This is a genomic window from Caulobacter sp. NIBR2454 (assembly GCF_027474405.1).
Lineage (GTDB): Bacteria > Pseudomonadota > Alphaproteobacteria > Caulobacterales > Caulobacteraceae > Caulobacter.
Window position 1 is genome coordinate 495,693 of the sequence record NZ_CP114871.1, and the last position, 25,409, is coordinate 521,101.

The following is a 25,409-nucleotide window of genomic DNA, read 5'->3' on the forward strand; positions in this document are numbered from 1 at the left end:
TTATGTCTTCATTGCGAAGATAGCCTCAAACGGCTATACCCGCCGTCAAAGCCGATACGCCAAAGGAGCCTCCCGTGGCCGACTACATCATCCGTGACATCTCCCTCGCCCCGTGGGGCCGCAAGGAGATCGACATCGCCGAAACCGAAATGCCCGGCCTGATGTCGACCCGCGCCGAGTACGGCAAGGCTCAGCCGCTGAAGGGCGCCCGCATCGCCGGTTCCCTGCACATGACCATCCAGACGGCCGTGCTGATCGAGACCCTGCAGGCCCTGGGCGCGGAAGTCCGCTGGGCGTCCTGCAACATCTTCTCGACGCAAGACCACGCCGCCGCCGCCATCGCGGCCACCGGCACGCCGGTCTTCGCCACCAAGGGCGAGACCCTGGTCGAGTACTGGGAATACGCCCACAAGATCTTCGAATGGCATGACGGCGGCTATCCGAACCTGATCCTCGACGACGGCGGCGACGCCACCCTGCTGTGCGTGCTTGGCCCGAAGGCCGAGAAGGACCCGTCGGTCCTGAACAACCCGCAGAACGAGGAAGAAGAAGCCCTCTACGCCGTGATGAAGAAGTATCTGGCTGAAAAGCCGGGCTTCTATTCGGCCATCCGCGACGCCTGCACCGGCGTGTCGGAAGAGACCACGACGGGCGTCCATCGCCTGTACCAGATGGCCGCAAAGGGCGAGCTGCCGTTCCCGGCCATCAACGTCAACGACAGCGTCACCAAGTCGAAGTTCGACAACCTGTACGGCTGCCGTGAAAGCCTGGTGGACGCCATCCGCCGCGGCACTGACGTGATGCTGGCCGGCAAGGTGGCCGTGGTCTGCGGTTACGGCGACGTCGGCAAGGGTTCGGCCGCTTCGCTGCGTAACGGCGGCGCCCGCGTGATCGTCACCGAAATCGACCCGATCTGCGCCCTGCAGGCGGCGATGGAAGGCTATGAAGTCCTGACCATCGAAGACGCCCTGCCCGTGGCCGACATCTATGTCACCGCCACCGGCAACAAGGACGTCATCACCGTCGATCACATGCGGGCGATGAAGAACAACGCCATCGTCTGCAACATCGGCCACTTCGACTCCGAAATTCAGATCGCCGGCCTGCGCAACTTCAAGTGGGACGAGATCAAGCCGCAGGTCCACCACGTGGAGTTCCCGGGCGGCAACAAGATCATCGTGCTGTCGGAAGGCCGCCTGGTGAACCTGGGCAACGCCACGGGCCACCCGTCCTTCGTGATGTCGGCCTCGTTCACCAACCAGACGCTGGCCCAGATCGAGCTGTGGACCAACCGTTCGGCCTACAAGAACGACGTCTACACCCTGCCCAAGGTGCTGGATGAAAAGGTCGCCAAGCTCCACCTCGATAAGCTGGGCGTGAAGCTGACCACCCCGACCAAGGAACAGGCCGACTACATCAACGTGCCGGTCACCGGCCCGTTCAAGCCGGAGCACTACCGCTACTAAGCGGCGGTCCCCAGAAGGCAATGACAGCGGCGGGCGTCCTAGCGGCGCCCGCCGTTTTCGTTTTCGGCTTGCCTCACGCGTGTCGAGTACGCACTTGAACGGTATGATCAATTTTGCCGCCAACGGCGTATGCGCCGACCGTTTCTCGCCGGTGCGCGAGGCTTTCGAAGCCAACTTCAACGAAGGCAAGGAGCTGGGCGCCCGCTTCACCCTGGTGGTGGATGGCGAGACGGTGGTCGATCTGTGGGGCGGCCATATGGACCGCGCGAAATCCAGACCCTTCGCGGCCGACACCCTGACCCCGGTCTTCTCGAGCACCAAGGCCGTCGCCAGCCTGATGATCGCCCGGCTAGTGGAGCAGGACCGTCTGTCCTACGGCCAGACGGTCGCCAGCGTGTGGCCGGAGTTCGCCCAAGCCGGCAAGGACGCGGTTACCATCGAGCAACTGCTTTCGCACCAGGCGGGCCTGTCGGGCTTTCCCGAGCAGATGGACCCGACGCTCTGGTACGACCCGCCCGCTATCGCCGCGAAGCTGGCGGCCATGGCCCCGATCTGGCCGGTCGGCGCGGCCAGCGGCTACCACCCCACCACCATCGGCTACATGACCGGAGAGATCTTCCGGCGGGTGGACGGCCGCAGCATGGGAACAGCCCTGCGCGAGGACATCGCCGGCCCGCTGGGCCTTGATATCTGGCTAGGCCTTCCCGACAGCGAGCATGGGCGGGTGGCCGACCTGCAGCGGCCCAGCGCCCTTCCGAAGTTCGGGGATCTGAACGAGGCCGTGAAGGCCGCCTTCATGACGCCATGGGCCACGGCCAGCGGCAAGAGCGCCGACGAATGGCGGCGCATCGAGATCCCATCCGCCAACATGCACGCTACGGCCGAGGGCCTGGCGCGGCTGATGAGCGCCCTAGCCGGCGACGGGGCGCTGGACGGTCGGATGATCCTGTCGCCGCGCGGCGTCGCCGAGGCGACCCGCCAGCGTATCCGCGGACGCGATCTGGTGCTGCCGTTCGAAATCAGCTGGGGCGCGGGCTTCATGCGCAATGAGCCCAATTTCTTCTACGGCCCGACGGCCGAGGCCTTCGGCCACAGCGGCTGGGGCGGCTCCTGCGTCTTCGCCGATCCGCAGCGGGGCGTGGCGGGAGCCTATGTGATGAACAAGCAGGGGGCCGACCTGATCGGCGACCCCCGTGCCGTTCGGCTGATCGAGGCGGCCTACGCCGCGCTCTGAACCGCTAGCCGGGCGCGTTGTCCAGCTTTCCAGGCGCCATAGGCGAACACCGCAACCCCCGCCCAGATGAAGGCGAAGGACAGGGCGCGCAGGGGCGTGAACGCCTCGCCCAGGGCGACGCCTATAAGGAACTGGATGGTCGGCGCCAGGAATTGCAGAAAGCCCATGGTCGAGAGCGGCATCCGGCGTGCGGCCCAGGCGAACAGAGCCAGGGGCGCAACGGTCGCCGGGCCCGCCAGCATCAGCAGAAGAGCGATGTTGGCGCCGTCGGTGAAGTGGCCGGCGCCGGTCCTTTCAAGCCACAACACATAGGCCAGGCCGGGCAGGGCCAGATAGGCGCACTCGAAGAACAACCCGGTCTGCGCGTCCACCGCCACGCGCTTGCGGATCACGGCATAGGCGCAGAACGACGCCGCCAGGGCCAGCGACAGGACAGGGAGGTGACCGATGGCGATGGTCTGGACGATCACTCCGATCCCGGCCAGGCTGATGGCGATCTTGCCCGCGCCGGTCATCCGTTCGCGGAACAGCAGGGCGCCGGCCGCCATGTTCATCAGCGGGTTGATGTAGTAGCCGAGGCTGGCCTCGATCACGTGGCCGGCATGCACGGCCACCACATAGACCGTCCAGTTGATGAAGATGGCGGCCGTCGAGGCGGCCAGCCAAGCCAGAACCTTTGGCTCACTGAGGACGCGGCGCACCTGCTTGGCTTGCTTGGCCAGAACGACAAGGCCGCCGGCCCACACGACCGACCAGACCGTGCGATGGGCGATCGTCTCGAACGCGTTCACCCCGAACAGGCTGAGCAGGTGGAAATAAAGGGGCAGAAAGCCCCACAGCAGGTAGCAAACCACCCCGGCCGTGATGGCCGCGCGCTGGTTCTGTTCGACAGCCATAAGGCTCCCCCGGATTGGCCCTCAGGCAGGGCCCAAAGAAAAAGCGGGCGGCGATCCGATCGCCACCCGCTTCTTGTGAAGGTCGACCACAAAGGTCGGGTGACAGGTCGTTACGCGAGCGCCTTCTGCTTCAGCCAGCCACGCTCGTGCATGAGCTGTGCGATCTGAATGGCGTTCAGGGCGGCGCCCTTGCGCAGGTTGTCGGCCACGCACCACAGATTGATGGTATTGGGCTGGGTCGGGTCGTTGCGGATGCGCGAGATATACACCGGGAACTCGCCCTGGCTTTCCTTCGGCGTGATGTAACCGCCGTCCTCGCGCTTATCGATGACGGCGACGCCATCGGCTTCACGCAGGATGTCGCGGGCCTCGTCCTCGTCCAGCGGGCTTTCGAACTCGATGTTCACGGCCTCGGAGTGACCGACGAACACCGGAACGCGCACGCAGGTCGCGGTCAGCTGGATAGCCGGATCCAGAATCTTCTGGGTCTCGACCGCCATCTTCCACTCTTCCTTGGTCTGCCCGTCGTCCATGAAGACGTCGATGTGCGGGATGACGTTGAAGGCGATCTGCTTGGTGAACTTCTTGGGGTCCGACGCGCCCAGGACGAAGACGCCCTTGGTCTGCTCCCAAAGCTCGTCCATGCCTTCCTTGCCCGCGCCGGAGACCGATTGGTAGGTCGACACCACCACGCGCCTGATCTTGGCGCGGTCGTGCAGCGGCTTGAGCGCGACCACTAGCTGCGCTGTCGAGCAGTTGGGGTTGGCGATGATGTTCTTTGGCGTGACGCCCGCGGCTTCCGGGTTCACTTCCGGCACCACCAGCGGCACTTGCGGATCCATGCGGAAATGACTGGAGTTGTCGATGACGATCGGGCCGGCGGCGCCGATCTTCTCGCCCCAGGCCTTCGAGATCGAACCGCCGGCGCTCATCAGCACCAGATCGACGGTGGAGAAATCGAACTGCTCGATGTCCTCGCAGGCGACGACCCCGGCTTTCCAACCCACTTCGACACCAATGGATTTTCGCGAGGCGATCGCATGCAGCTTGTCCACGGGGAAGTTCACTTCCTCGAGGATGTTCAACATTTCGCGGCCCACGTTGCCCGTGGCGCCGACGACGGCGACCCGGTAACCCATCGGTCTCTCCTTCGACTTGGATATCCCCAGTATAATGGGGACGCTCCCGTTACGCCTCATGCCTTACGGGCGCAAGGCGAGGCTTTCTGACAGGGCTCTCAGGGTTGGCGCCAGCCCAAGGTTCGGCGGGCGAACTGCGTGCGCTGAAGCGGCGACGCGCGTCTCCATGACGATTGTAGGGGCATTGGGGCGTTCAGACGCCTTGGCAAGGCTGGACGATACGCGTATGCACCCGCCAAGGCGAAAAAGGGGGCCGCGCGTTCGCGACGCGCAACCTTGTGCGTCTGAGAGATGAGTTGCCGACCGCGGAACCCCCGAAAACGGGCGGTCCGGGCGGCGAAACGGGCCGTGAGGGACATGAAGGCGCAACTTTTGGGTATGCGGCGGATGATGGCGGGTCTGGCCGCGTTCGCAGCGACGGCGGCGTTCGGCGCTCAGGCGCTCGCCGAGGATCTGATGGGGCAACCGACCCCCAAGGGCATCGGACTGCAGCCCGCGGCCTCGCCGCTGAAGCACCACGCGCACTTCTTCCACGACGCGATCCTGATGCCGATCATCACGATCATCACGCTGTTCGTGCTGGGCCTGCTGATCTGGATCGTGGTTCGCTACAACAAGCGCGCCAATCCGGTGCCGGCCAAGTTCAGCCACAACACGGTGATCGAGATCGTCTGGACCGTCGTGCCGGTCCTGATCCTGATGTTCATCGCGATCTTCTCGTTCCGGCTGTTGTTCGACTATCACGACATGCCCAAGCCCTACATGACCGTGAAGGCCACGGGCTATCAGTGGTACTGGGGCTATGAGTATCCGGACCAGCAGATCGGCGAGATCACCTCGATCATGCTGCCCGAGGCCGAGGCCAAGTCGCGCGGGGTTCCGTTCCGACTGGCCGCCACCGAGCCGCTGGTTGTTCCGGTGAATCAGGTGGTCCGCGTGCAGGTCACCGCCGCCGACGTCATTCACGCCTTCGCCCTGCCGGCTTTTGGTCTGAAGACCGACGCCATCCCGGGCCGCCTCAACGAAACCTGGTTCAAGGCCGAACGCACCGGCACCTTCTACGGCCAGTGCTCGGAACTGTGCGGCGTGGACCACGCCTTCATGCCGATCGAGATCAAGGTCGTCAGCCAGGCGGAGTTCGACGCCTGGGTCGCCCAGAAGGCGCCGCCGGCTCCCGCCCCGGCCGCCGCAGACGCTGCGACGCCGGCCGCCGAAACCACTCCCGCTCCGGTCGCGGCTCCCGCCGCGCCGGCGGCTTAAGTTCGCAGGATAGAGTCCGATGGCTCACGCCGCAGACCACGCACACGATCACGACGCCGATCACAAGCCGGGCTTTTTCGCCCGCTGGTTCTTCTCCACGAACCACAAGGACATCGGCACCCTCTACATCCTGTTCGCCATCATGGCGGGCCTTGTCGGCGGCGCCCTGTCGGGCCTGATCCGCTGGGAACTGGCCGAGCCGGGCATCCAGGTGTTCTCCGACACCGGCCTGCTGGCTCAGCTGGGCGTCTTCAAGGGCAAGCACGGCTATAACGCCGTGGTCACCGCCCACGCCCTGATCATGATCTTCTTCATGGTCATGCCGGCGATGATCGGCGGGTTCGGCAACTGGTTCGTTCCGATCATGATCGGCGCGCCGGACATGGCCTTCCCGCGGATGAACAACATCTCGTTCTGGCTGCTGGTCGCGGCCTGGGTGCTGCTCTGCACCTCGATGTTCGTCGACGGCGGTCCGGGCCACGGCTTCGGCGGCGGTTGGACGATCTATCCGCCGCTATCCACGACGGGCCACACCGGTCCGGCCATGGATCTGGCCATCTTCTCGCTGCACGTGGCGGGCGCCAGCTCGATCCTGGGCGCGATCAACTTCATCACCACGATCTTCAACATGCGCGCGCCGGGCATGACCCTGCACCGCATGCCGCTGTTCGCCTGGTCGGTGCTGATCACCGCCTTCCTGCTGCTGCTGTCGCTGCCCGTCCTGGCCGGCGCCATCACCATGCTGCTGACCGACCGTAACTTCGGCACCCACTTCTTCGACCCGACGGCCGGCGGCGACCCGGTGATGTTCCAGCATCTGTTCTGGTTCTTCGGTCACCCGGAAGTGTACATCCTGATCCTGCCCGGGTTCGGCATCATCAGCCATATCGTGTCGACCTTCTCTAAGAAGCCGGTGTTCGGTTATCTGGCCATGGCCTACGCCATGGTGGCCATCGGCTTCGTCGGCTTCATCGTGTGGGCTCACCACATGTACACGGTCGGCATGAACATCAATCTGCGCGCCTACTTCGTGGCCGCCACGATGATCATCGCGGTGCCGACGGGCGTGAAGATCTTCTCCTGGATCGCCACCATGTGGGGCGGCTCCATCAGCTTCAAGACGCCGATGCTGTGGGCGATCGGCTTCATCTTCCTGTTCACGGTCGGCGGCGTGACCGGCGTGGTCTTGTCCAACGCGGGCATCGATTACAGCCTGCACGACACTTATTACGTGGTGGCTCACTTCCACTACGTTCTGTCGCTTGGCGCCGTGTTCGCCATCTTCGCGGGCTTCTACTACTGGTTCGAGAAGATGTGGGGCGTGAAGTACAACGAGTTCCTCGGCGCGACCCACTTCTGGATCATGTTCGTCGGCGTGAACCTCGTGTTCTTCCCGCAGCACTTCCTGGGCCTGCAGGGCATGCCGCGCCGCTACGTCGACTATCCGGACGCGTTCGCCTACTGGAACTGGGTCTCGTCGGTCGGCTATGTGATCACCCTGGTGGCCGTGGGCGTGTTCCTCCTGGTCCTGCTGGAAGCGGCCATCCGTCGCCGTCCGGCGGAAGCCAACCCGTGGGGCGAAGGCGCGACGACGCTGGAGTGGACCCTGTCCTCGCCGCCGCCGTTCCACCAGTTCAACGAACCCCCGGTGATCAAGGCCGACGGCCACCACTGATCGCCAGGTTCGGGGTAAAAATCGGGGGGCGCGGATCGGACGCACGTCCGGCCGCGCCCTTCGGCCTATAAGACGCATGATGAGCAAGCCCGCCGCCATAGAAGAGACCGTCAAGGCCGCGCCCGCCAGCTGGCGCGACTACCTGCAGCTGATGAAGCCGCGGGTGATGAGCCTGGTCGTCTTCACCGCCCTAACCGGCGTGGTCGCCGCCCGCAGCCACATCCATCCGGTTCTGGCCGCCGTCGCGGTGCTGTGCATCGCCATCGGGGCCGGCGCTTCCGGCGCCCTGAACATGTGGTTCGACGCCGACATCGACGCCAAGATGCGCCGCACTCGCGCCCGCCCCGTACCCGCCGGCCGGGTCGTGGGCGCGGAGGCGGCGTCCCTGGGCGTGGTGCTGAGCTTGCTCTCGGTGATGCTGATGGGCATGGCGCTGAACTGGCTGGCCGCGGGTCTGCTGGCTTTCACCATCCTGTTCTACGCCGTGGTCTACACCATGTGGCTGAAGCGCTGGACGGTGCAGAACATCGTCATCGGCGGACTGGCCGGCGCGCTGCCGCCGGCCATTGGCTGGGCCGCCGCGACGGGCGAGGCGCCGCTGAACGCCTGGCTGATGGTGCTGATCATCTTCCTTTGGACGCCGCCGCACTTCTGGGCGCTCGCGCTTTACACCAAGCAGGATTACGCCAAGGCCGGCGTGCCCATGCTGCCGGTGGTCAAGGGGGCCAAGAACACGCGGCTGCAGATCCTGATCTACAGCCTGATCCTGATCCCGGTGTGCATCGCGCCGGCCTTCACGGGTCTGGGCGGCCTGCTGTACCTGGCCATCGCGGCCGGCGGCGGTCTGGTGTTCTTGATCCTGGCCTGGCGGCTGTTCGCCAGTCGAGCGGGCGACGAGGCGGACGACCGCACGGGCGAGAACGGCGACCTGCTGTACGCGGTTCGGGCGGGGTCCAAGGACGCCCGCAACCTGTTCGCCTTCTCGATCCTGTATCTCTTCGTGCTGTTTGCGGCCCTGTTGGTCGAGGCGGTGGCTGGCCTTTCTCCCATGCACTGGGTAATCAACCTGTCATGACCGAGCCGCAGAACACTTCGTCGAAGTCCGCCGCCGACCGGGCTGCTTCCGACAAGGCGCGCCGTGGGCGCAATATCGCTCTGGCCCTTGGCCTCGTCGCCTTCGTGGTGCTGGTCTTCGTGGTGACCCTCGTTCGATTGGGAGGCAACATTGTCGACCGCCCGCTCTGAGCTGACCCCGCAGCAAAAGCGTAATCGCCGCGTAGGCCTGATCTGCGCCGCCGGCTTCTTCGGCATGGTGGGCGCGGCCTACGCCTCGGTGCCGCTGTACAAGATGTTCTGCCAGGTCACCGGCTTCGACGGCACGGTCCGCAAGGCCGAGGTCGCGCCGGGCAAGGTGCTCGACAAGAAGCTGACCATCCGCTTTGACGCCAATGTGCGCACGCTTCCCTGGGACTTCACCACCGAGCAGGTGAGCCAGGAGGTCAATATCGGGGCGACCGGCCTAGCCTTCTTCAAGGTCACCAACAACGGCGACAAGCCGATGACCGGCCGCGCCGCCTACAACGTCGTGCCTGAGGCGGCCGGCCCGTATTTCCAGAAGCTTGAGTGCTTCTGCTTCAACGATCAGACCATCCAGCCCGGCCAGACGGTCGAGTTCCCGGTGGTCTATTTCGTCGACCCCCGCTACGCCGACGACTTCGAGACGAAGGGCAAGGAAGAGATCACTCTGTCCTACACCTTCTTCCCCTCGACCAAGGTTGCGGAAAGCGGTGCTTCGGCCTCTGGCGGAAGCTGACGACGGGCGTTATAGCACGAACGATTTTCAAGGCTGGGCCCGCCCGGCCGGGGGACAAGAAGGTTTAGGCGAACATGGCATCCGGCGCCGTCAAACACGACTACCACATTCTTCCGCCCAGCCCGTGGCCGTTCGTCGGCTCGGCCGCGGCGACCGTTCTGGCCATCGGCGCTGTCGTCTGGCTCAAGGGCGGCGTGTTCGGTCTCGAGAAGGGCACCTGGTGGGTGTTCGCGCTCGGCCTGCTCGGCATCATCTACACGATGATCGGCTGGTGGGGCGACATCATCAAGGAAGCCAACGCCGGCGACCACACCCCCGTCGTCTCGATCGGCCTGCGCTACGGCATGATCCTGTTCATCGCGTCCGAAGTGATGTTCTTCGTGGCGTGGTTCTGGATGTTCTTCGAAATGGCGCTCTTCCATGAGCACCGCACCCTGTCGGCGCTCGAGGAAGTGAAGACCGCCTGGGCCCAATGGCCCCCGGCCGGCGTGGAAACCGTCTCGGCCTGGCGTCTGCCGCTGGTCAACACCCTGACCCTGCTGCTGTCGGGCACTACAGTGACCTGGGCTCACCACGCGATCATCAAGAACGACCGCAAGGGCGCCAAGCTGGCCCTGATCCTGACCATCGGCCTTGGCCTGCTGTTCAGCGCGATCCAGTTCTACGAGTACGCGCACATTAACCACGAGCACCTGTTCTACTCGGAAGCCGCCGCCAATTCGGGCCTGTACGGTTCGACCTTCTTCCTGGCCACCGGCTTCCACGGCGCTCACGTGATCATCGGCACGATCTTCCTGATCGTCTGCCTGATCCGCCTGATGAACGGCGCCTTCACGCCGCAGAAGCACTTCGGCTTCGAAGCGGCCGCTTGGTACTGGCACTTCGTGGACGTGGTCTGGCTGTTCCTGTTCGCCTTCGTCTACGTCGTCTTCGGCTAGTGGCGGGGCCGGCGAATCCCTACCTGTCAGGGCTCGCCGGCCGCTGCCCGCACTGTGGCGAGGGAATGCTCTTCGAGGGCTTCCTTCGCATCAGCCCGGCCTGCGAGGCCTGCGGCTATGATCTTTCCAAGGCCGACAGCGGCGACGGCCCCGCGGTCTTCATTATCCTCATCGCCGGCTTCCTGGTCTGCTTCACGGCCCTGTTCGTGGAGTTCACTTTCCACCCGCCGATCTGGCTGCACCTGATCCTGTGGCTCCCCCTGATCACCGTCGTCTCCGTCGGCTTGCTACGGCCGATGAAGGGTCTGATGGTCGCCGCCCAAGTCGCGAACAAGGCCTCTGAAGCGGGCCGTCACGACGTCTGACGCCATGACCCAGACCAGCAGGTTTCCGATCGGCCTGACCATCGCCACCGCGATCAGCTTGGCGATCCTTTGCACCCTCGGCGGCTGGCAGATGCAGCGCCTGGCCTGGAAGCAGGACCTGCTCACCCGCATCGCCGCTCTCCAGGGCGCGCCGGCCACGCCATGGATGCCGAGTTCGGCGGAGTTCACCCGCGTCTCCCTGACCTGTCCGGGCCTAGCCAAGGCGCCCTTTGTCGAGCTGTACGCAATCCGCGAGGGCAAGGCCGGGTCACGCATCATTTCCGCCTGTAAGACGCCGCAAGGAAGCGTACTGGTCGATCGTGGCTTCGTGCCCGACACCATCTCGGCCCGCCCACCGGTCGACGCCGCCGACCGCACGCCCGTCGCCGTGGCCGGCGTTCTGCGCGGCGGCGATCCGCGCAGCTTCATCACCCCGCCAGACCGTCCGGCCGAGCGTCAGTTCTTCGCCCGCGAGGTCGGCCCCATCGCCGCCGCCCTGGGCGCCGCCAATCCCGCTCCGATGTTCCTGATGGCCGAAACGTCGAGCAATCCGGAATGGGCCGCGCTGGAGCCAGCGCCCCTCCCGGCGGAGATCACCAACCGCCATCTGGAATACGCCCTGACCTGGTTCGGCCTTGCCGCTACGCTGGCCTGCGTCTATGCCGCCATGCTCTGGCGCAGGCGAAGAGACTGATGAAGTACATCTCCACCCGGGGAGAAGCCCCCGCGATCGGCTTTCTGGATGCGGTCCTGTCGGGCCTCGCGCCCGATGGCGGCCTGTATGTTCCTGAAAGCTGGCCCAGCTTCACCGCTGACGAGATCGCCGCCTTCGCTGGCAAGCCGTATCACGAGGTCGCCACCGAAGTGCTAGCCCGCTTCGCCGGTGATGAGATCGCCCGCGAGGATCTGGCCGCTATCTGCCAGGAGGCCTATGCCAGCTTCGCCCACCCGGCGACGACGCCGCTGAAGCAGCTCGCGCCGGGCCTGTTCCTGCTGGAGCTGTTCCACGGCCCGACCCTGGCGTTCAAGGACGTGGCGATGCAGCTGCTGGGGCGGCTGTACGACCACATCCTTTCCACGCGTAGTCGAAGTCTGACCATCGTCTGCGCCACGTCGGGCGACACCGGCGGCGCGGCGGTCGAGGCGTTTCGCGGCCGGTCCAATGTGAAGATCGTCGCCATGTTCCCGGACGGTCGGATCAGCGAGGTCCAGCGCCGGTTCATGACCACGGTCGAGGACGATAACGTCCAATGCCTGTCGGTGGGCGGTACGTTCGACGACTGCCAGGCGATCCTCAAGGGGATGTTCGCCGACGGCCAGTTCGCCAACGCCGTGGACCTGTCGGCGGTCAACTCGATCAACTGGGCGCGGGTCGCGGCGCAGAGCGTCTATTACTTCACCGCTGCCGTGGCCCTGGGCGCGCCGCTGCGCGAGGTGGCCTTCGCCATCCCGACCGGTAACTTTGGCGACGCCTATGCCGGCTATGTGGCCAGCAAGATGGGCTTGCCGATCCGCAGCCTGACGGCGGCCACCAACGCCAACGACATTGTCGCCCGCGCCATCGAGGAAGGCCGCTATGTGCGCGGCCAGGTGGCGGCGACCTCATCGCCGGCCATGGACATCCAGGTGTCATCCAACTTCGAGCGTCTCTACTTCGAAGCCGTGGGCCGCGATGGGGTCGAGACCGGTCGCGCCTTCCGCGCTTTCGCCGAGTCGGGCGTGCTGGATATCCCGCCGTCGGCCCTGGCGGCGATGCGCGAGATATTCCGAGGCCGGGCGGTGAGTGAGGCCGAAACCGCCCGGACCATGGTCGCCACGCTGAACGAGACCGGCGAGATGATCGATCCGCACACGGCTGTCGGCGTGACCGCCGCCCAGGCCATGCTGGCCGCCGGCGATGTCGGCGCGCCGCTGGTTGTGTTGTCCACCGCTCATCCGGCCAAGTTCCCGGAAGCGGTCCTGGCGGCCTGCGGCGTCGACGCCCCGGCGCCGCGCGGCGCGGGCGACCTGTTCCAGCGTCCGGAGCGCTTCGACAACGTTTCCGCCGACGCCGAGGCGGTGAAGGCCCGGGTCCGCGCCTTCGCGAGAGCCGAGTGACGACGCCGAAGGTTCACACTCTCCCCAACGGTGTTCGGGTCGTCTGCGATCCGATGCCGGGCCTGGAGACGGTCGCCCTTTCGGTCGTGGCGGGCCGTGGATCACGGTTCGAGGACAAGGGTCGCTCGGGCTGGTCGCATCTGCTGGAGCACATGGTGTTCAAGGGCGCGGGCGAACGCTCGGCTCGCGATATCGTCGAGGTCATCGAGAACGAGGGCGGCAATCTCAACGCCGCCACTGGCTATGAGCGCACCAGTTTCCAGGTCCGCGCCCTGAAGGGTGGTGAGGGTCTGGGCATGGCGGTCGTCGCTGACCTGTTGCTTCGCCCGACCCTCGACGCCGAGGACCTGGAGAAGGAAAAGCAGGTCATCGGCCAGGAGATCGCCGAGGCCGCCGACACTCCCGACGACCTCGTCTTCGATCAAGTCCAGGGCGCCGCCTGGGGTGACACCGGCTTGGGCCGGCCGATCCTGGGCACCGACGCCAGCCTGGCCCCGGCCACGCCACAGGCCGTGGGCGAATGGCGCGCGGCGCTATACGCCGCCGACGCCCTGGTGGTCAGCGCCGCGGGCGCGGTCGATGAGGCGCGGCTACTGGATCTGGCCGAGCGAGAGTTCGGCTCCATGCCCACGGCGGCTGGTGCGCCGGCCTCGCCGACACCCGATTTTCAAGGCGGCCACAGCGAGACGCCCAAGCGGCTTGAGCAGGCGCATCTGGTGATGCTGCTGCCGGCGTTCGGCGCGCGCGATCCCGACTATTTCGTCCTGCGCCTGTTCGCCGAGGCTCTGGGCGGCGGCATGTCGTCTCGCCTGTTCCAGGAGGTGCGCGAAAGCCGTGGCCTCGCCTACGCCATCGACGCCTATGCCGACACCTATTCCGATGTGGGCGTGCTTGGGGTCTATGCCGGCTGCGCCGCCAAGGACGCGGCCGAGGCCGCCAGGGTGACGGCCGCCCAGATCGCTGGTCTGGCGCAGAAGATCGAGCCGGTGGAGCTGTCGCGCGCCAAGGCCCAGCTAAAGGCCTCGATGTTCATGGGCCGCGAGCAGCCCCTGTCGCGCGCCGAGCAGGCGGCGGGCCAGACTCTGCTGTTCGGAAAGACTCTCAGCGCTGGCGAGATCGGCGCGGCCATCGACGCGGTCGAGGCCGGCGATATCGCTCGGGTCGGAACGCGCCTGCTGAGTTCGGGCAAGTGCGCCACCGCCGTGCTGGGCGCCAAGGGCGCCATGAAGGCGGGCCAGGCGTTCGAGTCCGGGCTGTTCGGCTGATCCAACCAAGCTAGGCTGGCGTCATGGGCATGCTCGACTGGCTTTCCCCGAGGACCGAGATCGCTCTGCAGGGCGAGGGCGTCACGCTGCGCAGTCCCCGGCCTTCCGACCATGCTGAATGGGCGAGGGTTCGGGAGGCGTCACGCGACTTCCTGCAACGCTGGGAGCCCACCTGGCCGGACGACGACCTGACTCGCGCTGCGTTCCGCCGACGCATCGACGCCTATGACCGCGAACTGCTGGAAGGGCAGGGGGTGGCGCTGGCGATCCGCGAAACGCGGGAGAACCGGCTGGTCGGCCTGATCCGCATGCACAATGTCCGCCGGGGCGTCGCCGAGACCGCATCGCTTGGCTACTGGATCGGCCAGCCCTTCGCCCGCCGCGGCTATGGTCTGGCGGCGGTGCGGGCGGTGAGCGCCTTCGCCTTCGGCCCGTACCGACTGTCGCGCCTGGAAGCGCAGTGCCTGCCCGATAACGAGCCTTCCCGTCGTTTATTGCTCAAAGCCTGCTTCACGGAGGAAGGTTACGCGCGGGCTTATCTGAAAATTAACGGCGAATGGCGAGACCATAGGTTGTTCGGACTGGTCTCGCGCGCGCGTGCGTCGGAAGGTCCGGACAAAGCCGGGGCCTAGAATGGGTTTTCGGCGGGGCTCGGGATGGCGCTGAAGCAAAACCTGAAACGAGGCTGGGACGCCTCGGCCATGCTGGAGGCCTTGGGCGCTGCTGACGTGGCGCTGTGGGTCTGGGAGCCCGAAGCCGACCGCCTGCGCCTCAACGGTCCCGCCCGCGCTCTGGGTCTGGGCCCGCTCGCGCCTGAATGCGCTTCCGCCGCCATCCTCGCCCTCGCCATTCCCCAGGACCGCGCCCAGGTCGAGCGCATGCTGCGCACCCAGGCGCCGGGTTCCGAAGTCGTCGTCCGCGTCCGCATGCGTGGGGCCGAAAGCTGTCTGTGGCGCGGCGTCTGGCTGGAGGAAGGCGTACGGGCCGCCGGGGTGGTCGCCCCGGAAACGAAATATGCCGCCTCGCAGCACGATCAACTCACGGGTCTGCTCGACCGCTCCAGCTTCATCGCCCGCGCCCGCGACCGTATGCAGTCGGCGGGCGAGTACGAGATGGTGGTCGCCGACCTCGACCGTCTGCGCCGCCTGAACGAAGCCCTGGGCCATGAGCGCGCCGATCTGGTGCTGGCCGCCCTGGGGTCGCGTCTGGCCGCCGCCTTTCCCCCCAACGCCGTCATCGGCCGTATCGGCGAGGACGAATTCGCCGTCCTGATCGAGGCGGTCAGCGGCCGAGAGCCGGCCGAGATGCTCCGCCAGGCCGTTGAACAACCTCTGCGCGTCGTGGGCTTTGATATCTTCCCGACCCTGTCGCTGGGCGCGGTATCGGCCGAGGGCGGCGAGAACGCCCCCGAGGCCACCGAACTGCTGCGCCGGGCCGAACTGGCCGTGGAGGCCGCCCGTATGGGTGGTCGTGGCGGCGCCGCCGCCTATGGCCGGGCCATGGAAAGCGACGGCCTGTCCCAACTGGCGCTGGAGGCGGACCTGCGCGGCGCCCTGGGCCGGGGCGAGATCATTCCCTTCTTTCAGCCTGTGGTCAGGCTGTCCGACGGCGCGCTGGCGGGCTTCGAGGCGCTGGCACGGTGGCGTCACCCGCGCCGCGGCTTCCTGCCGCCTGACGACTTCCTGCCCTTGGTCGAGGAAATGGGCCTGATGAGCGAGCTGGGCGGCCACATGGTCCGGGCCGCCGCCACGCAACTGGCCGCCTGGCGCCGTACGCACAGCCAGGTTGAGGGCATGACGGTCAGCGTCAACCTTTCCACGGGCGAGATCGACCGCGCCAGCCTGATCGCCGAGGTCGCCTCGGTCATCAAGGAGAACGATCTGCCGCCGGCGGCCCTGAAGCTGGAGATCACCGAAAGCGAAGTGATGCGCGATCCCAAGCGCGCCGCCTCGGTGCTCAACGCCCTGCGCGCCACCGGCGTCGGTCTGGCGCTGGACGACTTCGGAACGGGCTTCTCCTCGCTGTCCTACCTGTCGCAACTGCCTGTCGATACGCTGAAGATCGACCGCTATTTCGTGCGGACCATGGCCGCCAATGAAGGCTCGGCCAAGATCGTCCGCTCGATCGTGCAGCTCGGTCGCGACCTGGATCTGGAAGTTGTGGGCGAGGGGGTCGAGAACGCCGCCATGGCCGCCAAGCTCTTGGAGCTAGGCTGCGACTACGGCCAGGGTTTTGGCTATGCGCCCGCCCTGCCGGCCACCGAGGCCGAGGTCTACCTCAACGAGGCGTATCTCGACGGCGTCGCGCCGCTTCGGGCTTGGGGTTAGGCCCGTCCGGCCTGGCCTGAAAGCTGGTCAGCGCTGATGCCGAGCTTGGCCAGGGCTTGGGACCATTTGTGCTCATGGTCCGACCCGAACAGGATCGCCTCGTCCGGATCGCAGATCAGCCAGACGTTCTCGCGCAGCTCCTGCTCAAGCTGGCCGCCGTCCCATCCCGCATAGCCCAGGGCCAGGACGGAGCGTCGCGGCTTGGTGCGATAGTCGGTCATCGCCACCAGCACGTCGCGGGTGGCGGTTAGGCTGAGGTCGTCGGTGATCGGCACGCTGGCGCCCTGCGCCTCATAGTCTGCGGTATGCAGGACAAAACCACGCTCGCGCTGCACCGGTCCACCCATCAGGACAAGATCGGCGGGACCATCCGCAGCCTGGGGCACGCCCAGCTTCTCCAGCAGGTCGCTGACCATCAGCCCGTCCACCGGCCGGTTCACGGCCAGCCCCATAGCGGCGTCCTCGTCGTGCGAGCAGACGAAGACAACGGCCCGCTCGAAGCGCGGATCGTCGATGCCGGGCATGGCCACCAGCAGGCGGCCGGTGAGGAATTCAGTTTCAGCCATGGCTTGAGAATCGGCGGGGAAAGCGGCGGTTTCAAGCCCCGTGCCGGAGATGTCGCTTGGCGGCGGCCCTGAGCGTCTCTATCTGCCTAGCTCAACATTCAGAACGGAGATCGGCCATGACCATCAAAGTCGGCGATACGCTGCCCGCCGCCACCTTCATGACCACCTCGCCCGAGGGCCCCAAGCCGATCACCGGCGATGAAGCCTTCAAGGGCACGGTAGCCTTGTTCGCCGTTCCTGGCGCCTTCACCCCGACCTGCTCGGCCAAGCACCTGCCGGGCTTCAAGGAGAAAGCCGCCGACCTGAAGGCCAAGGGCGTCGACTCCATCGCCTGCGTCTCGGTCAACGACGTCTTCGTGATGAAGGCTTGGGCCAAGGACCAAGGCGTCGGCGATGAGATCCTCATGCTGGCCGACGGCAACGGCGACTTCACCCGCGCCATCGGCCTGGACTTCGACGGCTCGAAGTTCGGCATGGGTCCGCGCTCGCAGCGCTATTCGATGATCATCAAGGACGGCGTCGTCCAGCAGCTGAACATCGAAGAAGGCGGCGAATTCCGCGTTTCTTCGGCCGACTACATGCTGGGCCAGCTCTAAGCGGCCCCGGAGCGTGGGCGGGCTCAGCCCGTCCACGCCTCCAGCAACGCGGCGCCTTGCGTGACCGCCGCGACCAGGCCGGGGGTCCCGGCCAAGACCTGATCGGCGTAGAGCCGGGCCAGCGCGGCGTCGTCGCCCTTGGCCAGCATCCAGCCGCCCGTCGTCTCACCCATCAACTGCAGGAACGCCGTCGCGCCCGCCAGGGCGTCGGGCGTGCCCTTGCGCGCCGCCAACCAGGCGGACGCTTCACGCGCCGCGGCGGCGGCGGCGGTCAGGCGCGGACCGATCGTGCCTTCCGCCGTGGCGGCCGTGGCCTCGATCTCGGCCAGCAACTCCTCCAGCGCCAGGCCGCCGGCCATGGACAGCTTGCGGCCAGCCAGATCCATGGCCTGAATGCCGTTGGTGCCCTCGTAGATCGGCAGGATGCGGGCGTCGCGATAGTGCTGGGCCGCGCCGGTTTCCTCGATGAAGCCCATGCCGCCGTGAACTTGCAGGCCCTCGGACGCCGCCCAGACGCCGATGTCGGTGGACCAGCCCTTGGCGATTGGGGTCAGCAATTCCTCGCGGCGCTTGGCCTTGTCGCGGGCTTCCGGCGTATCGGCCAGGCGCGACAGGTCGGCGGCGATGGCGGTAGACAGGCAGATCCCACGCGCTGCGACGGTCTTAGCCTTGATCAACATCAGGGTGCGACGCACGTCGGGGTGATCGAAGATCGGCGCCTTGGTCTCGCCGGTCCAGGCGCTGCGACCCTGGCGGCGCTCCTGGGCGAAAGCCAGCGCCTGCTGATAGGCCCGCTCGGCGATGGCGACGCCTTGCGTCCCCACCTGCAGGCGGGCGGCGTTCATCATCGTGAACATGTGGGCCAGGCCCTGGCCCTCTTCGCCGACCAGTTCGGCCTTGGCGCCTTCGAACAGCATGACGCAGGTGGGCGAGGCGTGGATGCCCAGCTTGTGTTCGATGCCGCCGGGGCGGACGTCGTTGAGCGAACCCAGGGCGCCATCGTCGGCGACCATGACCTTCGGGGCCAGGAACAACGAGATCCCCTTCACCCCCTCAGGCGCGCCCGGCAGGCGGGCGAGGACCAAGTGGACGATGTTGTCGGCGGCGTCGTGGTCGCCCCAGGTGATGAAAATCTTCTGGCCATGCAGGCGATAGCCGCCTTCGCCATCGGGTTCAGCGCGGGTGGCGACGGCGGCCAGATCCGAACCGGCCTGCGGCTCGGTCAGGTTCATGGTGCCGGTCCACTCGCCGCTGATCAGCTTGGGGAGGTACAGGTTCTGCTGCCGCTCGGTGCCGTGAGCATGCAGCGCCTCGATCGCGCCCTGGGTCAGCATGGGGCACAGGCCAAAGGCCAGGCTGGCGGCCTGTATCATTTCGAACACGGCGATCTCCAGCGCCTTGGGCAGGCCCTGGCCACCAAACCGCGGATCGGCTGACAGGCTATTCCAGCCATCGGCGGCGAAGCGGCGATAGGCGTCGGCATAGCCCGGAGCCGCCGCGACTTTGCCGTTGGCATAGGTAGCGCCCGCCAGGTCGCCGGGGCGGTTCAGCGGCGCAATGACCTCGCTGGCGAAGGCTCCCGCGGCTTCAAGGATCGCGGCGGCTGTTTCCTCGTCCACCTCGGGAAACAGAGCGGCAAGCTGGTCAAAACCAGCGGCGCGGAGAGAGGCGAGCAAGTCCTGGACGGGGGCGATGTAGGTCATACGGGCGTTTTACGGCCCGACTGCGTCGCCGTCCATCACGCGTTCGTGAACGCCGTCGCCCTTTCATCTACGAGGTTCGATCTTAGCTGTGCGAGAATTGAAACAGCAACTATTGCAGTAACGAGGTTCTCTCTCATGCGCCGCTCTCTCGCCTACGCCGCCTTCGCCTTCGCCCTGGCCGCGTCCCCCCTGGCCTACGCCGCTTCCACCAACCCCGCCGAAATGCCGGCTGGGACCTATGCCTTGGACAAGACCCACGCCAGCATCACCGCCCAGATCGATCACTTCGGCTTTAGCGGCTACACCTTCCGCTTCGACAAGTTCGACGCCAGCTATTCGTACGATCCGGCCAAGCCTGACGCTTCGGTCCTGAAGGTCACGGTGGACGTCAATTCGCTGAGCACTGGTTACGACAAGGCAGACGCCGCCTTTCCGGCCGAGTTCCTGGCCGCCGACAAGCACCCGACCGCTACCTTTGTCTCCAAGTCGATACAGCGCGGGGCGGGCAACAAGGGCGTTGTGACCGGCGACCTGACCCTGGCCGGCGTCACCAAGCCGGTGAAGCTGGATGTGACCTTCAACGGCTCGGGCAAGGACATGTTCGGCGCGATCCGTTCGGGCTTCTCGGCTTCGACCGTGATCAAGCGCACCGAGTTCGGTTCGACCAAGTACGCCCCGGCCCTGGGCGATGAGGTCAAGCTCGTCATGGATGTTGAGTTCACCAAGCAATAATCCCGGCCTAAGCTCCGCCCCGGGTACGCCGGGGCGGATTCCGTTTCAGGAGACAGGCATGGCCGAGGGCCGCAATCGCTACACGACCGTCGCCATCATCCTGCACTGGCTGATCGCCGCGGCGATCATCTTCCAGATCATCCTGGGCTGGCGGGCCGGCGACGCCCCTAAGGGGCCGTCGGCCTTCGCCATGATCCAGCTGCACAAGTCGATCGGCATCACCATCCTGCTGCTTAGCCTGGCGCGACTGGGCTGGAGGCTGACGCACCGGCCGCCGTCGCACCCCGCCAATCAGAAGCGCTGGGAGACCATGGCCGCCACGGCGGTGCATTGGGCCTTCTACGTCATCATGATCGCCCTGCCCCTGACCGGCTGGATCATGGTCTCGGCCAGCCGGCTGAACGTGCCGACCCTCCTGTTCGGCGTCATCCCCTGGCCCCACCTGCCGTTCCTGCCGGAATTGCCGGTGGTGGCCAAATCCATCTGGCATGACGGTGGTGAGATCGCGCATGGCGCGCTGGTGAAGCTGACGTATCTGCTGCTGCTCCTGCATCTCGGAGCGGTGGCCAAGCACCAGATCCTCGACCGCGACGAAACCCTAGATCATATGGCCCCAGGCTCGCGTCCAGGCTGGAGGGAGCCTCGCGCCTGGGCCGCCGCCATTGGCCTGATCGCCGTGGTGGGCGCGGCGTACGCCTGGTCGCCCAAGCCCAAGCCGGTGACGACGCCCGCCGCCCAGGAGGAAGTCGCCGAGGTCGCCGACGTCGCTGAACCCGCCGCTGTCGCGGCCGCGACGCCTGAGACAGCCGCGACGCCGGAGGTTTCCGCCGAAGAGGCCGCGCCCGCTCCCATGCCGCCGGTCGCCTGGACCGTCAGCAAGAGCTCGACGCTCGGCTTCTCCACCACCTGGGGCGGCGAAGCGGTCGAAGGCCGCTTCTCGCGCTGGACCGCCGACATCCTGTTCTCACCCGATGCCCTGGAGGGTTCGAAGGTGTCGGTGAAGATCGACCTGGCGTCGGTCGGTACCGGCGACGGCCAGCGTGACGAGTCGCTGGTGGGCGCCGACTTCTTCGATACGGGCTCGCATCCGACCGCCACCTTCACCGCGACCAAGTTCCGCAAGACCGCCGAGGGTCGCTTCGTAGCCGATGGAACGCTTGATCTTCGCGGCGTGAAGAAGTCGGTGAGCCTGCCGTTCAGCCTGAAGATCGACGGCGACACGGCCCGCATGCGCGGTGTAACCAGCCTCGACCGTACGGCTTTCGGAGTTGGGCAGGGCGAATGGACGGCGACGGACGAGATTCCGGCCAAGGTGAGCGTCAGGGTCAATCTGACCGCGACCAAGCGGTAGCCGCCCTGCGCGCGGGCGGGTTGGTGATCCTGCCCACCGAGACGGTCTATGGGCTCGCCGGCGATGCGGCGAAACCCGAGGCCGTGGCCGCCATCTTCGAAGCCAAGGGCCGACCGCGGTTCAACCCCCTGATCGCCCATGTGGCCGACCTGGCGACCGCCGAGCGCATCGCCGTCTTCGACGACCGGGCGCGCAAGCTGGCGACGGCGTTCTGGCCAGGGCCCCTGACCCTGGTCCTGCCGATCCGCGATGTTTCCACCGTCTGCGATCTGGCCCGCGCCGGGCTGGAGACGGTGGCGATCCGCGTGCCTGGTCATCCGATGGCGCGCGCTCTGTTGGCGGAGTTCGGCGGACCGGTGGTGGCGCCCAGCGCCAACCGCTCGGGCCGGCCCAGCCCCACGACCTATGCGGACGCCCTGTCGGAGACGGGCGTTTCGGTCGCCGCATCCCTGGATGGCGGACCCTGCGAGGTCGGCCTGGAATCCACGGTGGTCGCCTTGCTCGACGGGGCGCCGCGCCTCCTGCGGCCTGGCGCGGTGACGCGGGCGCAGATCGAGGCGCTGGTCGGCCCGCTGGCCGAGGCCGCCGACGACGCCAAGCGCTCGCCCGGCCGTCTCGCTGTCCACTACGCCCCCGACGCGCCGGTTCGGATCAATGCGGTGAGCCCGGAGGAGGGTGAGGCCTATCTCGCCTTCGGGCCGCATGCGGCAGGGGAATGGGTTTTCAATCTCAGCCCGTCTTCAAGCCTGTCCGAAGCAGCGGCCAACCTGTTCGCCTTCCTGCGCGCCGCCGACCGGACCAAGCCCTCGGCGATCGCCGTGGCGCCGATCCCGGACGAAGGCTTGGGCGAGGCGATCAACGACCGCTTGCGCCGCGCCGCGGGGTTCGTGGGATGAGCGCGCCGGCCGATGTGATCGATCGCCTGAAGACGGCGCTGGGCGCGGACGGCTGGAGCCAGGATCCCGACCGTCTTGCGCCAAAGCTGGTGGAATGGCGTCGCCGCTGGTCTGGGAACACGCCGTTGCTGGCCCTGCCGGACACGACCGCCAAGGTCGCCGCCGTGGTCGCCATCTGCGCCGAGGCGGGCCTCGCCATCACCCCGCAAGGGGGCAACACGGGTCTGGTCGGCGGCCAGATTCCGCAGGGCGAAATCCTGCTTTCCACCGAGCGCCTGCGCGCCGTGCGCGCCGCCGACGCCTTCGACGACGCCCTGGTGGTTGAGGCGGGCGTCACCCTAGCCGCAGCGCATGAAGCCGCTCTGGCGGCGGGGCGCCGCTTTCCGCTCAGCCTAGCGTCTGAAGGCTCTGCCACCATTGGCGGCCTGATCAGCACCAATGCCGGCGGGACCCAGGTCCTGCGCTACGGGACCATGCGCGACCTGGTGCTGGGCATCGAGGCGGTGCTGCCCAACGGCGAGGTCTGGAATGGGCTCAAACGCTTGCGCAAGGACAACACCGGCTATGATTTGAAGCACCTGCTGATCGGTGCGGAGGGGACGCTGGGAGTCATTACCGCCGCCAGCCTGAAGTTGTTCCCGATCCTTCCGTCCCGGGCTGTCGCCATCGTTGGCCTCGCCAGCCCCGCCAAGGCGATCGCCCTGCTGGCGCGAGCCAAGGACGAGACGGGCGGGGCGCTGGAGGCTTTCGAACTGATGGGCCGCGTCGGCGTCGCCCTGGCCGTGAAGCATCTGCCGGGCGTGCGCGAACCGCTTGTCGAGGCCCATCCCTGGTACGTGCTGATCGAGGCCGCTAGCGGCGAACCAGGCGCGGCCGAGGCGGCGCTGGAGCGGCTGCTGGCACGCGCCCTGGAGGAAGGCCTGATCGACGATGCGACGCTCGCCCAGAACGCGACCCAGGCGGCGGCCTTCTGGAGCCTTCGTGAAGGCCAGTCCGCCGCCCAAAACCCGGAGGGGGCCTGCTGGAAGCACGACGTCTCCGTCCCCGTCTCCCAGATCGCCGCCTTCATGAGTGACGCTGATGTGGCGGTGCAACGGGTGGCGCCCGGTGCGCGTATTGTCGCCTTCGGCCACGTGGGCGACGGCAATGTCCATTACAATGTCCTTCGGCCCGTCGACGGGTCGGACGCCGAGCATAATGACCGCCGCGAGGCCGGCGCCTTGGCCGTTCATGACATCGTCGCCCGTGTCGGCGGCTCGATCAGCGCCGAGCACGGCCTGGGCGTGATGAAGGTCGGCGAGGCGCTGCGCTACAAGTCGCCGACCGAGATCGCCGCCCAGCGTGTGGTTCGGGCGGCGCTCGATCCTCACAGGATCATGAACCCCCGGGTGTTGTTCTGACGCCCGCCTCGGCTTAAGGCCTGCCCATGCTGATGGTCATCTCTCCCGCCAAGGCGCTGGATTTCACCCCACCCGCGCAAACCCTGCCGCTCACCACACCAGAGCTGAAGGGCGACATCGCCGAGCTGGCCAAAACCACCTCCAAGCTGACGGCGGCCGATCTGCGCCGACTGATGCACATCTCCGAGAACCTGGCCAAGCTGAACCACGAGCGGTTCCAGGCTTTCGACCCCGCCGTCGAGGACGGCCTGCAAGCTGCCTTCGCCTTCAATGGCGACGTCTATTCGGGGCTTGAGGCTCGCAAGCTGGACAAGGCCGGGCTGGTCTGGTCCCAGGACCACCTGCGCATCCTGTCGGGCCTCTATGGCGTGTTGCGCCCGTTGGACGCGATGCAGCCCTACCGCCTGGAGATGGGCACGCGACTGAAGACCAAGCGCGGCGCGAGCCTCTATGATTTCTGGGGTGATCGGATTTCCATGACCCTTAACACGGTGCTTGAAGGCCACAAGGACAAGACCTTGGTGAACTTGGCCAGCCAGGAATACTTCGGCGCCGTCGATGCAAAGGCCCTGAAGGCGCCAGTGGTCACCTGCCACTTCAAGGAAGAGAAGGAGGGCATGCTGCGTGTCCTCAGCTTCTACGCCAAGAAGGCCCGCGGCCGCATGGCCCGCTTCGCCATCGACGGCCGTATCGACAAGGCCGAAGAGCTGAAGAGCTTCGACCTCGACGGTTATCGCTTCCAGCCCAAGCTCTCCACTGACGCCGACTGGATTTTTGCTCGCCCGCAGCCATAAATTCATCTAGCGGTGAATTAAAGCGGACTCGCCGCTGGCGCGCGGCCGGACTATGCTGCGCTGCAACAAAAAGAATGCGGAGCGTAGGGGATGAGCGTGGATTTCGGTTTGCGTGGCCAGGCGGCCATCGTCACGGGGTCGACCAGCGGCATCGGTCACGCCATGGCCGAGGCGCTCGCCGCCCAAGGCGTGGATGTGGTTCTCAATGGGCTTGGCGATCCGGTCGCTATCGAGACCACTCGCTCCAAGCTTGAGGCCGACCACGGCGTTCGCGTCGTCTATCACGGCGCCGACATGACCAAGCCTGGCGAGATCGCCGAGATGGTCGCCTTCGCCAAGGCCGAGTTCGGCCGTCTGGATATTCTGGTCAACAACGCCGGCATCCAGCACGTGGCCCCCGTCGATGAATTCCCCCTCGAGAAGTGGGACCAGATCATCGCCATCAACCTGTCTTCCGCTTTCCACGGGACGCGTGCGGCCCTGCCGATCATGAAGGCTCAGGGACGGGGCCGGATCGTCAATCTGGCCTCCGCCCACGCTCTGGTCGCCTCGCCGTTCAAGTCCGCCTATGTGGCCGCTAAGCATGGCGTGCTGGGTCTGACCAAGACCGTGGCGCTCGAGGTCGCTCAGCAGAACATCACCTGCAACGCCATCTGCCCCGGATATGTGAAGACGCCCATCGTCGAGGGCCAGATCACCGACCAGGCCAGGGCACGCGGCATCAGCGAGGAAGAGGTCCTCAAGAACGTCATCCTGGCCGCCCAGCCGACCAAGCGGTTCGTGACGACTGAAGAAATCTCCGGCCTGCTGCTTTATCTGGTCTCCGATGCGGGAGCTTCCGTGAACGGCACGGCGTTATCAGTCGATGGCGGCTGGACCGCCCAATAGGAGAAGGC

25 protein-coding genes are annotated in these 25,409 nt (G+C 66.6%); 21 read left to right on the forward strand and 4 right to left on the reverse strand.

Going from position 1 to position 25,409, the window contains the following annotated elements:
- The first annotated feature begins 74 nt into the window (after positions 1-74).
- Both ahcY and O5K31_RS02325 read left to right on the forward strand, forming a co-directional pair.
- Positions 75-1,466: an adenosylhomocysteinase gene (gene ahcY / locus O5K31_RS02320; RefSeq protein ID WP_269715521.1), complete on the forward strand. Its 1,392-nt coding sequence runs from the start codon at positions 75-77 to the stop codon at positions 1,464-1,466.
- A gap of 103 nt (positions 1,467-1,569) precedes the next feature.
- On the forward strand, positions 1,570-2,700 hold the full coding sequence (locus O5K31_RS02325; protein ID WP_269716982.1) for a serine hydrolase domain-containing protein: 1,131 nt from the start codon (positions 1,570-1,572) through the stop codon (positions 2,698-2,700).
- Here O5K31_RS02325 and rarD read toward each other — a convergent pair.
- Positions 2,685-3,596, reverse strand: a complete 912-nt coding sequence (gene rarD, locus O5K31_RS02330; RefSeq protein WP_269715522.1) for an EamA family transporter RarD — start codon at positions 3,594-3,596, stop codon at positions 2,685-2,687. The two genes, O5K31_RS02325 and rarD, sit on opposite strands and share 16 nt — an antisense overlap.
- 110 nt (positions 3,597-3,706) lie before the next feature.
- Positions 3,707-4,735: an aspartate-semialdehyde dehydrogenase gene (locus O5K31_RS02335; protein ID WP_269715523.1), complete on the reverse strand. Its 1,029-nt coding sequence runs from the start codon at positions 4,733-4,735 to the stop codon at positions 3,707-3,709.
- A 357-nt stretch (positions 4,736-5,092) separates the two neighbouring features.
- Between O5K31_RS02335 and coxB the strand changes: the two genes are divergently transcribed.
- The 12 genes from coxB (at position 5,093) to O5K31_RS02395 (ending at position 16,475) form a co-directional block, all read left to right on the forward strand.
- On the forward strand, positions 5,093-5,995 hold the full coding sequence (coxB, locus tag O5K31_RS02340; protein WP_269715524.1) for a cytochrome c oxidase subunit II: 903 nt from the start codon (positions 5,093-5,095) through the stop codon (positions 5,993-5,995).
- 19 nt (positions 5,996-6,014) lie between these two features.
- Positions 6,015-7,670 (forward strand): cytochrome c oxidase subunit I, encoded by a 1,656-nt coding sequence (gene ctaD / locus O5K31_RS02345; RefSeq protein ID WP_269715525.1) that lies wholly within the window; start codon positions 6,015-6,017, stop codon positions 7,668-7,670.
- Between the two features lie 79 nt (positions 7,671-7,749).
- Positions 7,750-8,745: a heme o synthase gene (gene cyoE / locus O5K31_RS02350; RefSeq protein WP_269715526.1), complete on the forward strand. Its 996-nt coding sequence runs from the start codon at positions 7,750-7,752 to the stop codon at positions 8,743-8,745.
- Positions 8,742-8,915 (forward strand): hypothetical protein, encoded by a 174-nt coding sequence (locus O5K31_RS02355; RefSeq protein ID WP_269715527.1) that lies wholly within the window; start codon positions 8,742-8,744, stop codon positions 8,913-8,915. Before cyoE ends, O5K31_RS02355 begins: the two co-directional genes overlap by 4 nt.
- Positions 8,896-9,483 carry a cytochrome c oxidase assembly protein gene (locus tag O5K31_RS02360; protein WP_269715528.1) on the forward strand — a complete coding sequence of 196 codons (588 nt, stop codon included), beginning with the start codon at positions 8,896-8,898 and terminating at the stop codon, positions 9,481-9,483. The genes O5K31_RS02355 and O5K31_RS02360 overlap by 20 nt, the downstream gene beginning before the upstream one ends.
- Positions 9,484-9,557: 74 nt before the next feature.
- The gene (locus O5K31_RS02365; protein ID WP_269715529.1) at positions 9,558-10,421 is read left to right on the forward strand and encodes a cytochrome c oxidase subunit 3; all 864 of its coding nucleotides are present in this window, start codon (positions 9,558-9,560) and stop codon (positions 10,419-10,421) included.
- Between the two features lie 65 nt (positions 10,422-10,486).
- Positions 10,487-10,786 (forward strand): DUF983 domain-containing protein, encoded by a 300-nt coding sequence (locus O5K31_RS02370; protein ID WP_269715531.1) that lies wholly within the window; start codon positions 10,487-10,489, stop codon positions 10,784-10,786.
- Between the two features lie 4 nt (positions 10,787-10,790).
- On the forward strand, positions 10,791-11,480 hold the full coding sequence (locus O5K31_RS02375; protein WP_269715532.1) for an SURF1 family protein: 690 nt from the start codon (positions 10,791-10,793) through the stop codon (positions 11,478-11,480).
- On the forward strand, positions 11,480-12,883 hold the full coding sequence (thrC, locus tag O5K31_RS02380; RefSeq protein ID WP_269715533.1) for a threonine synthase: 1,404 nt from the start codon (positions 11,480-11,482) through the stop codon (positions 12,881-12,883). The genes O5K31_RS02375 and thrC overlap by 1 nt, the downstream gene beginning before the upstream one ends.
- A gap of 53 nt (positions 12,884-12,936) precedes the next feature.
- Positions 12,937-14,148: a M16 family metallopeptidase gene (locus O5K31_RS02385; protein WP_269716983.1), complete on the forward strand. Its 1,212-nt coding sequence runs from the start codon at positions 12,937-12,939 to the stop codon at positions 14,146-14,148.
- Between the two features lie 29 nt (positions 14,149-14,177).
- Complete coding sequence (locus O5K31_RS02390; RefSeq protein WP_332367266.1) at positions 14,178-14,780, forward strand: GNAT family N-acetyltransferase; 603 nt, start codon at positions 14,178-14,180, stop codon at positions 14,778-14,780.
- Between the two features lie 24 nt (positions 14,781-14,804).
- On the forward strand, positions 14,805-16,475 hold the full coding sequence (locus O5K31_RS02395; RefSeq protein WP_269715536.1) for a putative bifunctional diguanylate cyclase/phosphodiesterase: 1,671 nt from the start codon (positions 14,805-14,807) through the stop codon (positions 16,473-16,475).
- On the opposite strand, the gene O5K31_RS02400 is transcribed toward O5K31_RS02395, so the two are convergent.
- Positions 16,472-17,041 (reverse strand): YqgE/AlgH family protein, encoded by a 570-nt coding sequence (locus tag O5K31_RS02400; RefSeq protein ID WP_269715537.1) that lies wholly within the window; start codon positions 17,039-17,041, stop codon positions 16,472-16,474. The two genes, O5K31_RS02395 and O5K31_RS02400, sit on opposite strands and share 4 nt — an antisense overlap.
- A gap of 116 nt (positions 17,042-17,157) precedes the next feature.
- Between O5K31_RS02400 and O5K31_RS02405 the strand changes: the two genes are divergently transcribed.
- Positions 17,158-17,637 carry a peroxiredoxin gene (locus O5K31_RS02405; protein WP_269715538.1) on the forward strand — a complete coding sequence of 160 codons (480 nt, stop codon included), beginning with the start codon at positions 17,158-17,160 and terminating at the stop codon, positions 17,635-17,637.
- A 23-nt stretch (positions 17,638-17,660) separates the two neighbouring features.
- On the opposite strand, the gene O5K31_RS02410 is transcribed toward O5K31_RS02405, so the two are convergent.
- Positions 17,661-19,340: an acyl-CoA dehydrogenase gene (locus O5K31_RS02410; RefSeq protein WP_269715540.1), complete on the reverse strand. Its 1,680-nt coding sequence runs from the start codon at positions 19,338-19,340 to the stop codon at positions 17,661-17,663.
- Positions 19,341-19,475: 135 nt separating this feature from the next.
- Between O5K31_RS02410 and O5K31_RS02415 the strand changes: the two genes are divergently transcribed.
- The 6 genes from O5K31_RS02415 (at position 19,476) to O5K31_RS02440 (ending at position 25,401) form a co-directional block, all read left to right on the forward strand.
- Positions 19,476-20,072 (forward strand): YceI family protein, encoded by a 597-nt coding sequence (locus O5K31_RS02415; protein ID WP_269715541.1) that lies wholly within the window; start codon positions 19,476-19,478, stop codon positions 20,070-20,072.
- Between the two features lie 58 nt (positions 20,073-20,130).
- Entirely contained in the window at positions 20,131-21,423 is a 1,293-nt protein-coding gene (locus O5K31_RS02420) for a YceI family protein (protein WP_269715543.1), read from the forward strand.
- On the forward strand, positions 21,354-22,319 hold the full coding sequence (locus O5K31_RS02425) for an L-threonylcarbamoyladenylate synthase (protein WP_269715544.1): 966 nt from the start codon (positions 21,354-21,356) through the stop codon (positions 22,317-22,319). Before O5K31_RS02420 ends, O5K31_RS02425 begins: the two co-directional genes overlap by 70 nt.
- A complete protein-coding gene (locus O5K31_RS02430; protein ID WP_269715546.1) occupies positions 22,316-23,719 on the forward strand; it encodes an FAD-binding oxidoreductase in 1,404 nt (467 codons plus the stop codon). Before O5K31_RS02425 ends, O5K31_RS02430 begins: the two co-directional genes overlap by 4 nt.
- Before the next feature lie 26 nt (positions 23,720-23,745).
- The gene (yaaA, locus tag O5K31_RS02435) at positions 23,746-24,513 is read left to right on the forward strand and encodes a peroxide stress protein YaaA (protein ID WP_269715547.1); all 768 of its coding nucleotides are present in this window, start codon (positions 23,746-23,748) and stop codon (positions 24,511-24,513) included.
- Positions 24,514-24,603: 90 nt separating this feature from the next.
- Positions 24,604-25,401, forward strand: a complete 798-nt coding sequence (locus O5K31_RS02440; RefSeq protein ID WP_269715548.1) for a 3-hydroxybutyrate dehydrogenase — start codon at positions 24,604-24,606, stop codon at positions 25,399-25,401.
- Positions 25,402-25,409 lie beyond the last annotated feature (8 nt).

Excerpts from the sequence above, each read along its gene's own strand:
- O5K31_RS02325 (WP_269716982.1), top strand. The coding sequence starts at position 1,570 with ATGATCAATTTTGCCGCCAACGGCGTATGCGCCGACCGTTTCTCGCCG.
- rarD (WP_269715522.1), bottom strand. The coding sequence starts at position 3,596 with ATGGCTGTCGAACAGAACCAGCGCGCGGCCATCACGGCCGGGGTGGTT.
- O5K31_RS02335 (WP_269715523.1), bottom strand. The coding sequence starts at position 4,735 with ATGGGTTACCGGGTCGCCGTCGTCGGCGCCACGGGCAACGTGGGCCGC.
- coxB (WP_269715524.1), top strand. The coding sequence starts at position 5,093 with ATGAAGGCGCAACTTTTGGGTATGCGGCGGATGATGGCGGGTCTGGCC.
- ctaD (WP_269715525.1), top strand. The coding sequence starts at position 6,015 with ATGGCTCACGCCGCAGACCACGCACACGATCACGACGCCGATCACAAG.
- cyoE (WP_269715526.1), top strand. The coding sequence starts at position 7,750 with ATGAGCAAGCCCGCCGCCATAGAAGAGACCGTCAAGGCCGCGCCCGCC.
- O5K31_RS02355 (WP_269715527.1), top strand. The coding sequence starts at position 8,742 with ATGACCGAGCCGCAGAACACTTCGTCGAAGTCCGCCGCCGACCGGGCT.
- O5K31_RS02365 (WP_269715529.1), top strand. The coding sequence starts at position 9,558 with ATGGCATCCGGCGCCGTCAAACACGACTACCACATTCTTCCGCCCAGC.
- O5K31_RS02370 (WP_269715531.1), top strand. The coding sequence starts at position 10,487 with ATGCTCTTCGAGGGCTTCCTTCGCATCAGCCCGGCCTGCGAGGCCTGC.
- O5K31_RS02375 (WP_269715532.1), top strand. The coding sequence starts at position 10,791 with ATGACCCAGACCAGCAGGTTTCCGATCGGCCTGACCATCGCCACCGCG.
- thrC (WP_269715533.1), top strand. The coding sequence starts at position 11,480 with ATGAAGTACATCTCCACCCGGGGAGAAGCCCCCGCGATCGGCTTTCTG.
- O5K31_RS02385 (WP_269716983.1), top strand. The coding sequence starts at position 12,937 with ATGCCGGGCCTGGAGACGGTCGCCCTTTCGGTCGTGGCGGGCCGTGGA.
- O5K31_RS02390 (WP_332367266.1), top strand. The coding sequence starts at position 14,178 with ATGCTCGACTGGCTTTCCCCGAGGACCGAGATCGCTCTGCAGGGCGAG.
- O5K31_RS02395 (WP_269715536.1), top strand. The coding sequence starts at position 14,805 with ATGGCGCTGAAGCAAAACCTGAAACGAGGCTGGGACGCCTCGGCCATG.
- O5K31_RS02400 (WP_269715537.1), bottom strand. The coding sequence starts at position 17,041 with ATGGCTGAAACTGAATTCCTCACCGGCCGCCTGCTGGTGGCCATGCCC.
- O5K31_RS02405 (WP_269715538.1), top strand. The coding sequence starts at position 17,158 with ATGACCATCAAAGTCGGCGATACGCTGCCCGCCGCCACCTTCATGACC.
- O5K31_RS02410 (WP_269715540.1), bottom strand. The coding sequence starts at position 19,340 with ATGACCTACATCGCCCCCGTCCAGGACTTGCTCGCCTCTCTCCGCGCC.
- O5K31_RS02415 (WP_269715541.1), top strand. The coding sequence starts at position 19,476 with ATGCGCCGCTCTCTCGCCTACGCCGCCTTCGCCTTCGCCCTGGCCGCG.
- O5K31_RS02420 (WP_269715543.1), top strand. The coding sequence starts at position 20,131 with ATGGCCGAGGGCCGCAATCGCTACACGACCGTCGCCATCATCCTGCAC.
- O5K31_RS02425 (WP_269715544.1), top strand. The coding sequence starts at position 21,354 with ATGGACGGCGACGGACGAGATTCCGGCCAAGGTGAGCGTCAGGGTCAA.
- O5K31_RS02430 (WP_269715546.1), top strand. The coding sequence starts at position 22,316 with ATGAGCGCGCCGGCCGATGTGATCGATCGCCTGAAGACGGCGCTGGGC.
- yaaA (WP_269715547.1), top strand. The coding sequence starts at position 23,746 with ATGCTGATGGTCATCTCTCCCGCCAAGGCGCTGGATTTCACCCCACCC.
- O5K31_RS02440 (WP_269715548.1), top strand. The coding sequence starts at position 24,604 with ATGAGCGTGGATTTCGGTTTGCGTGGCCAGGCGGCCATCGTCACGGGG.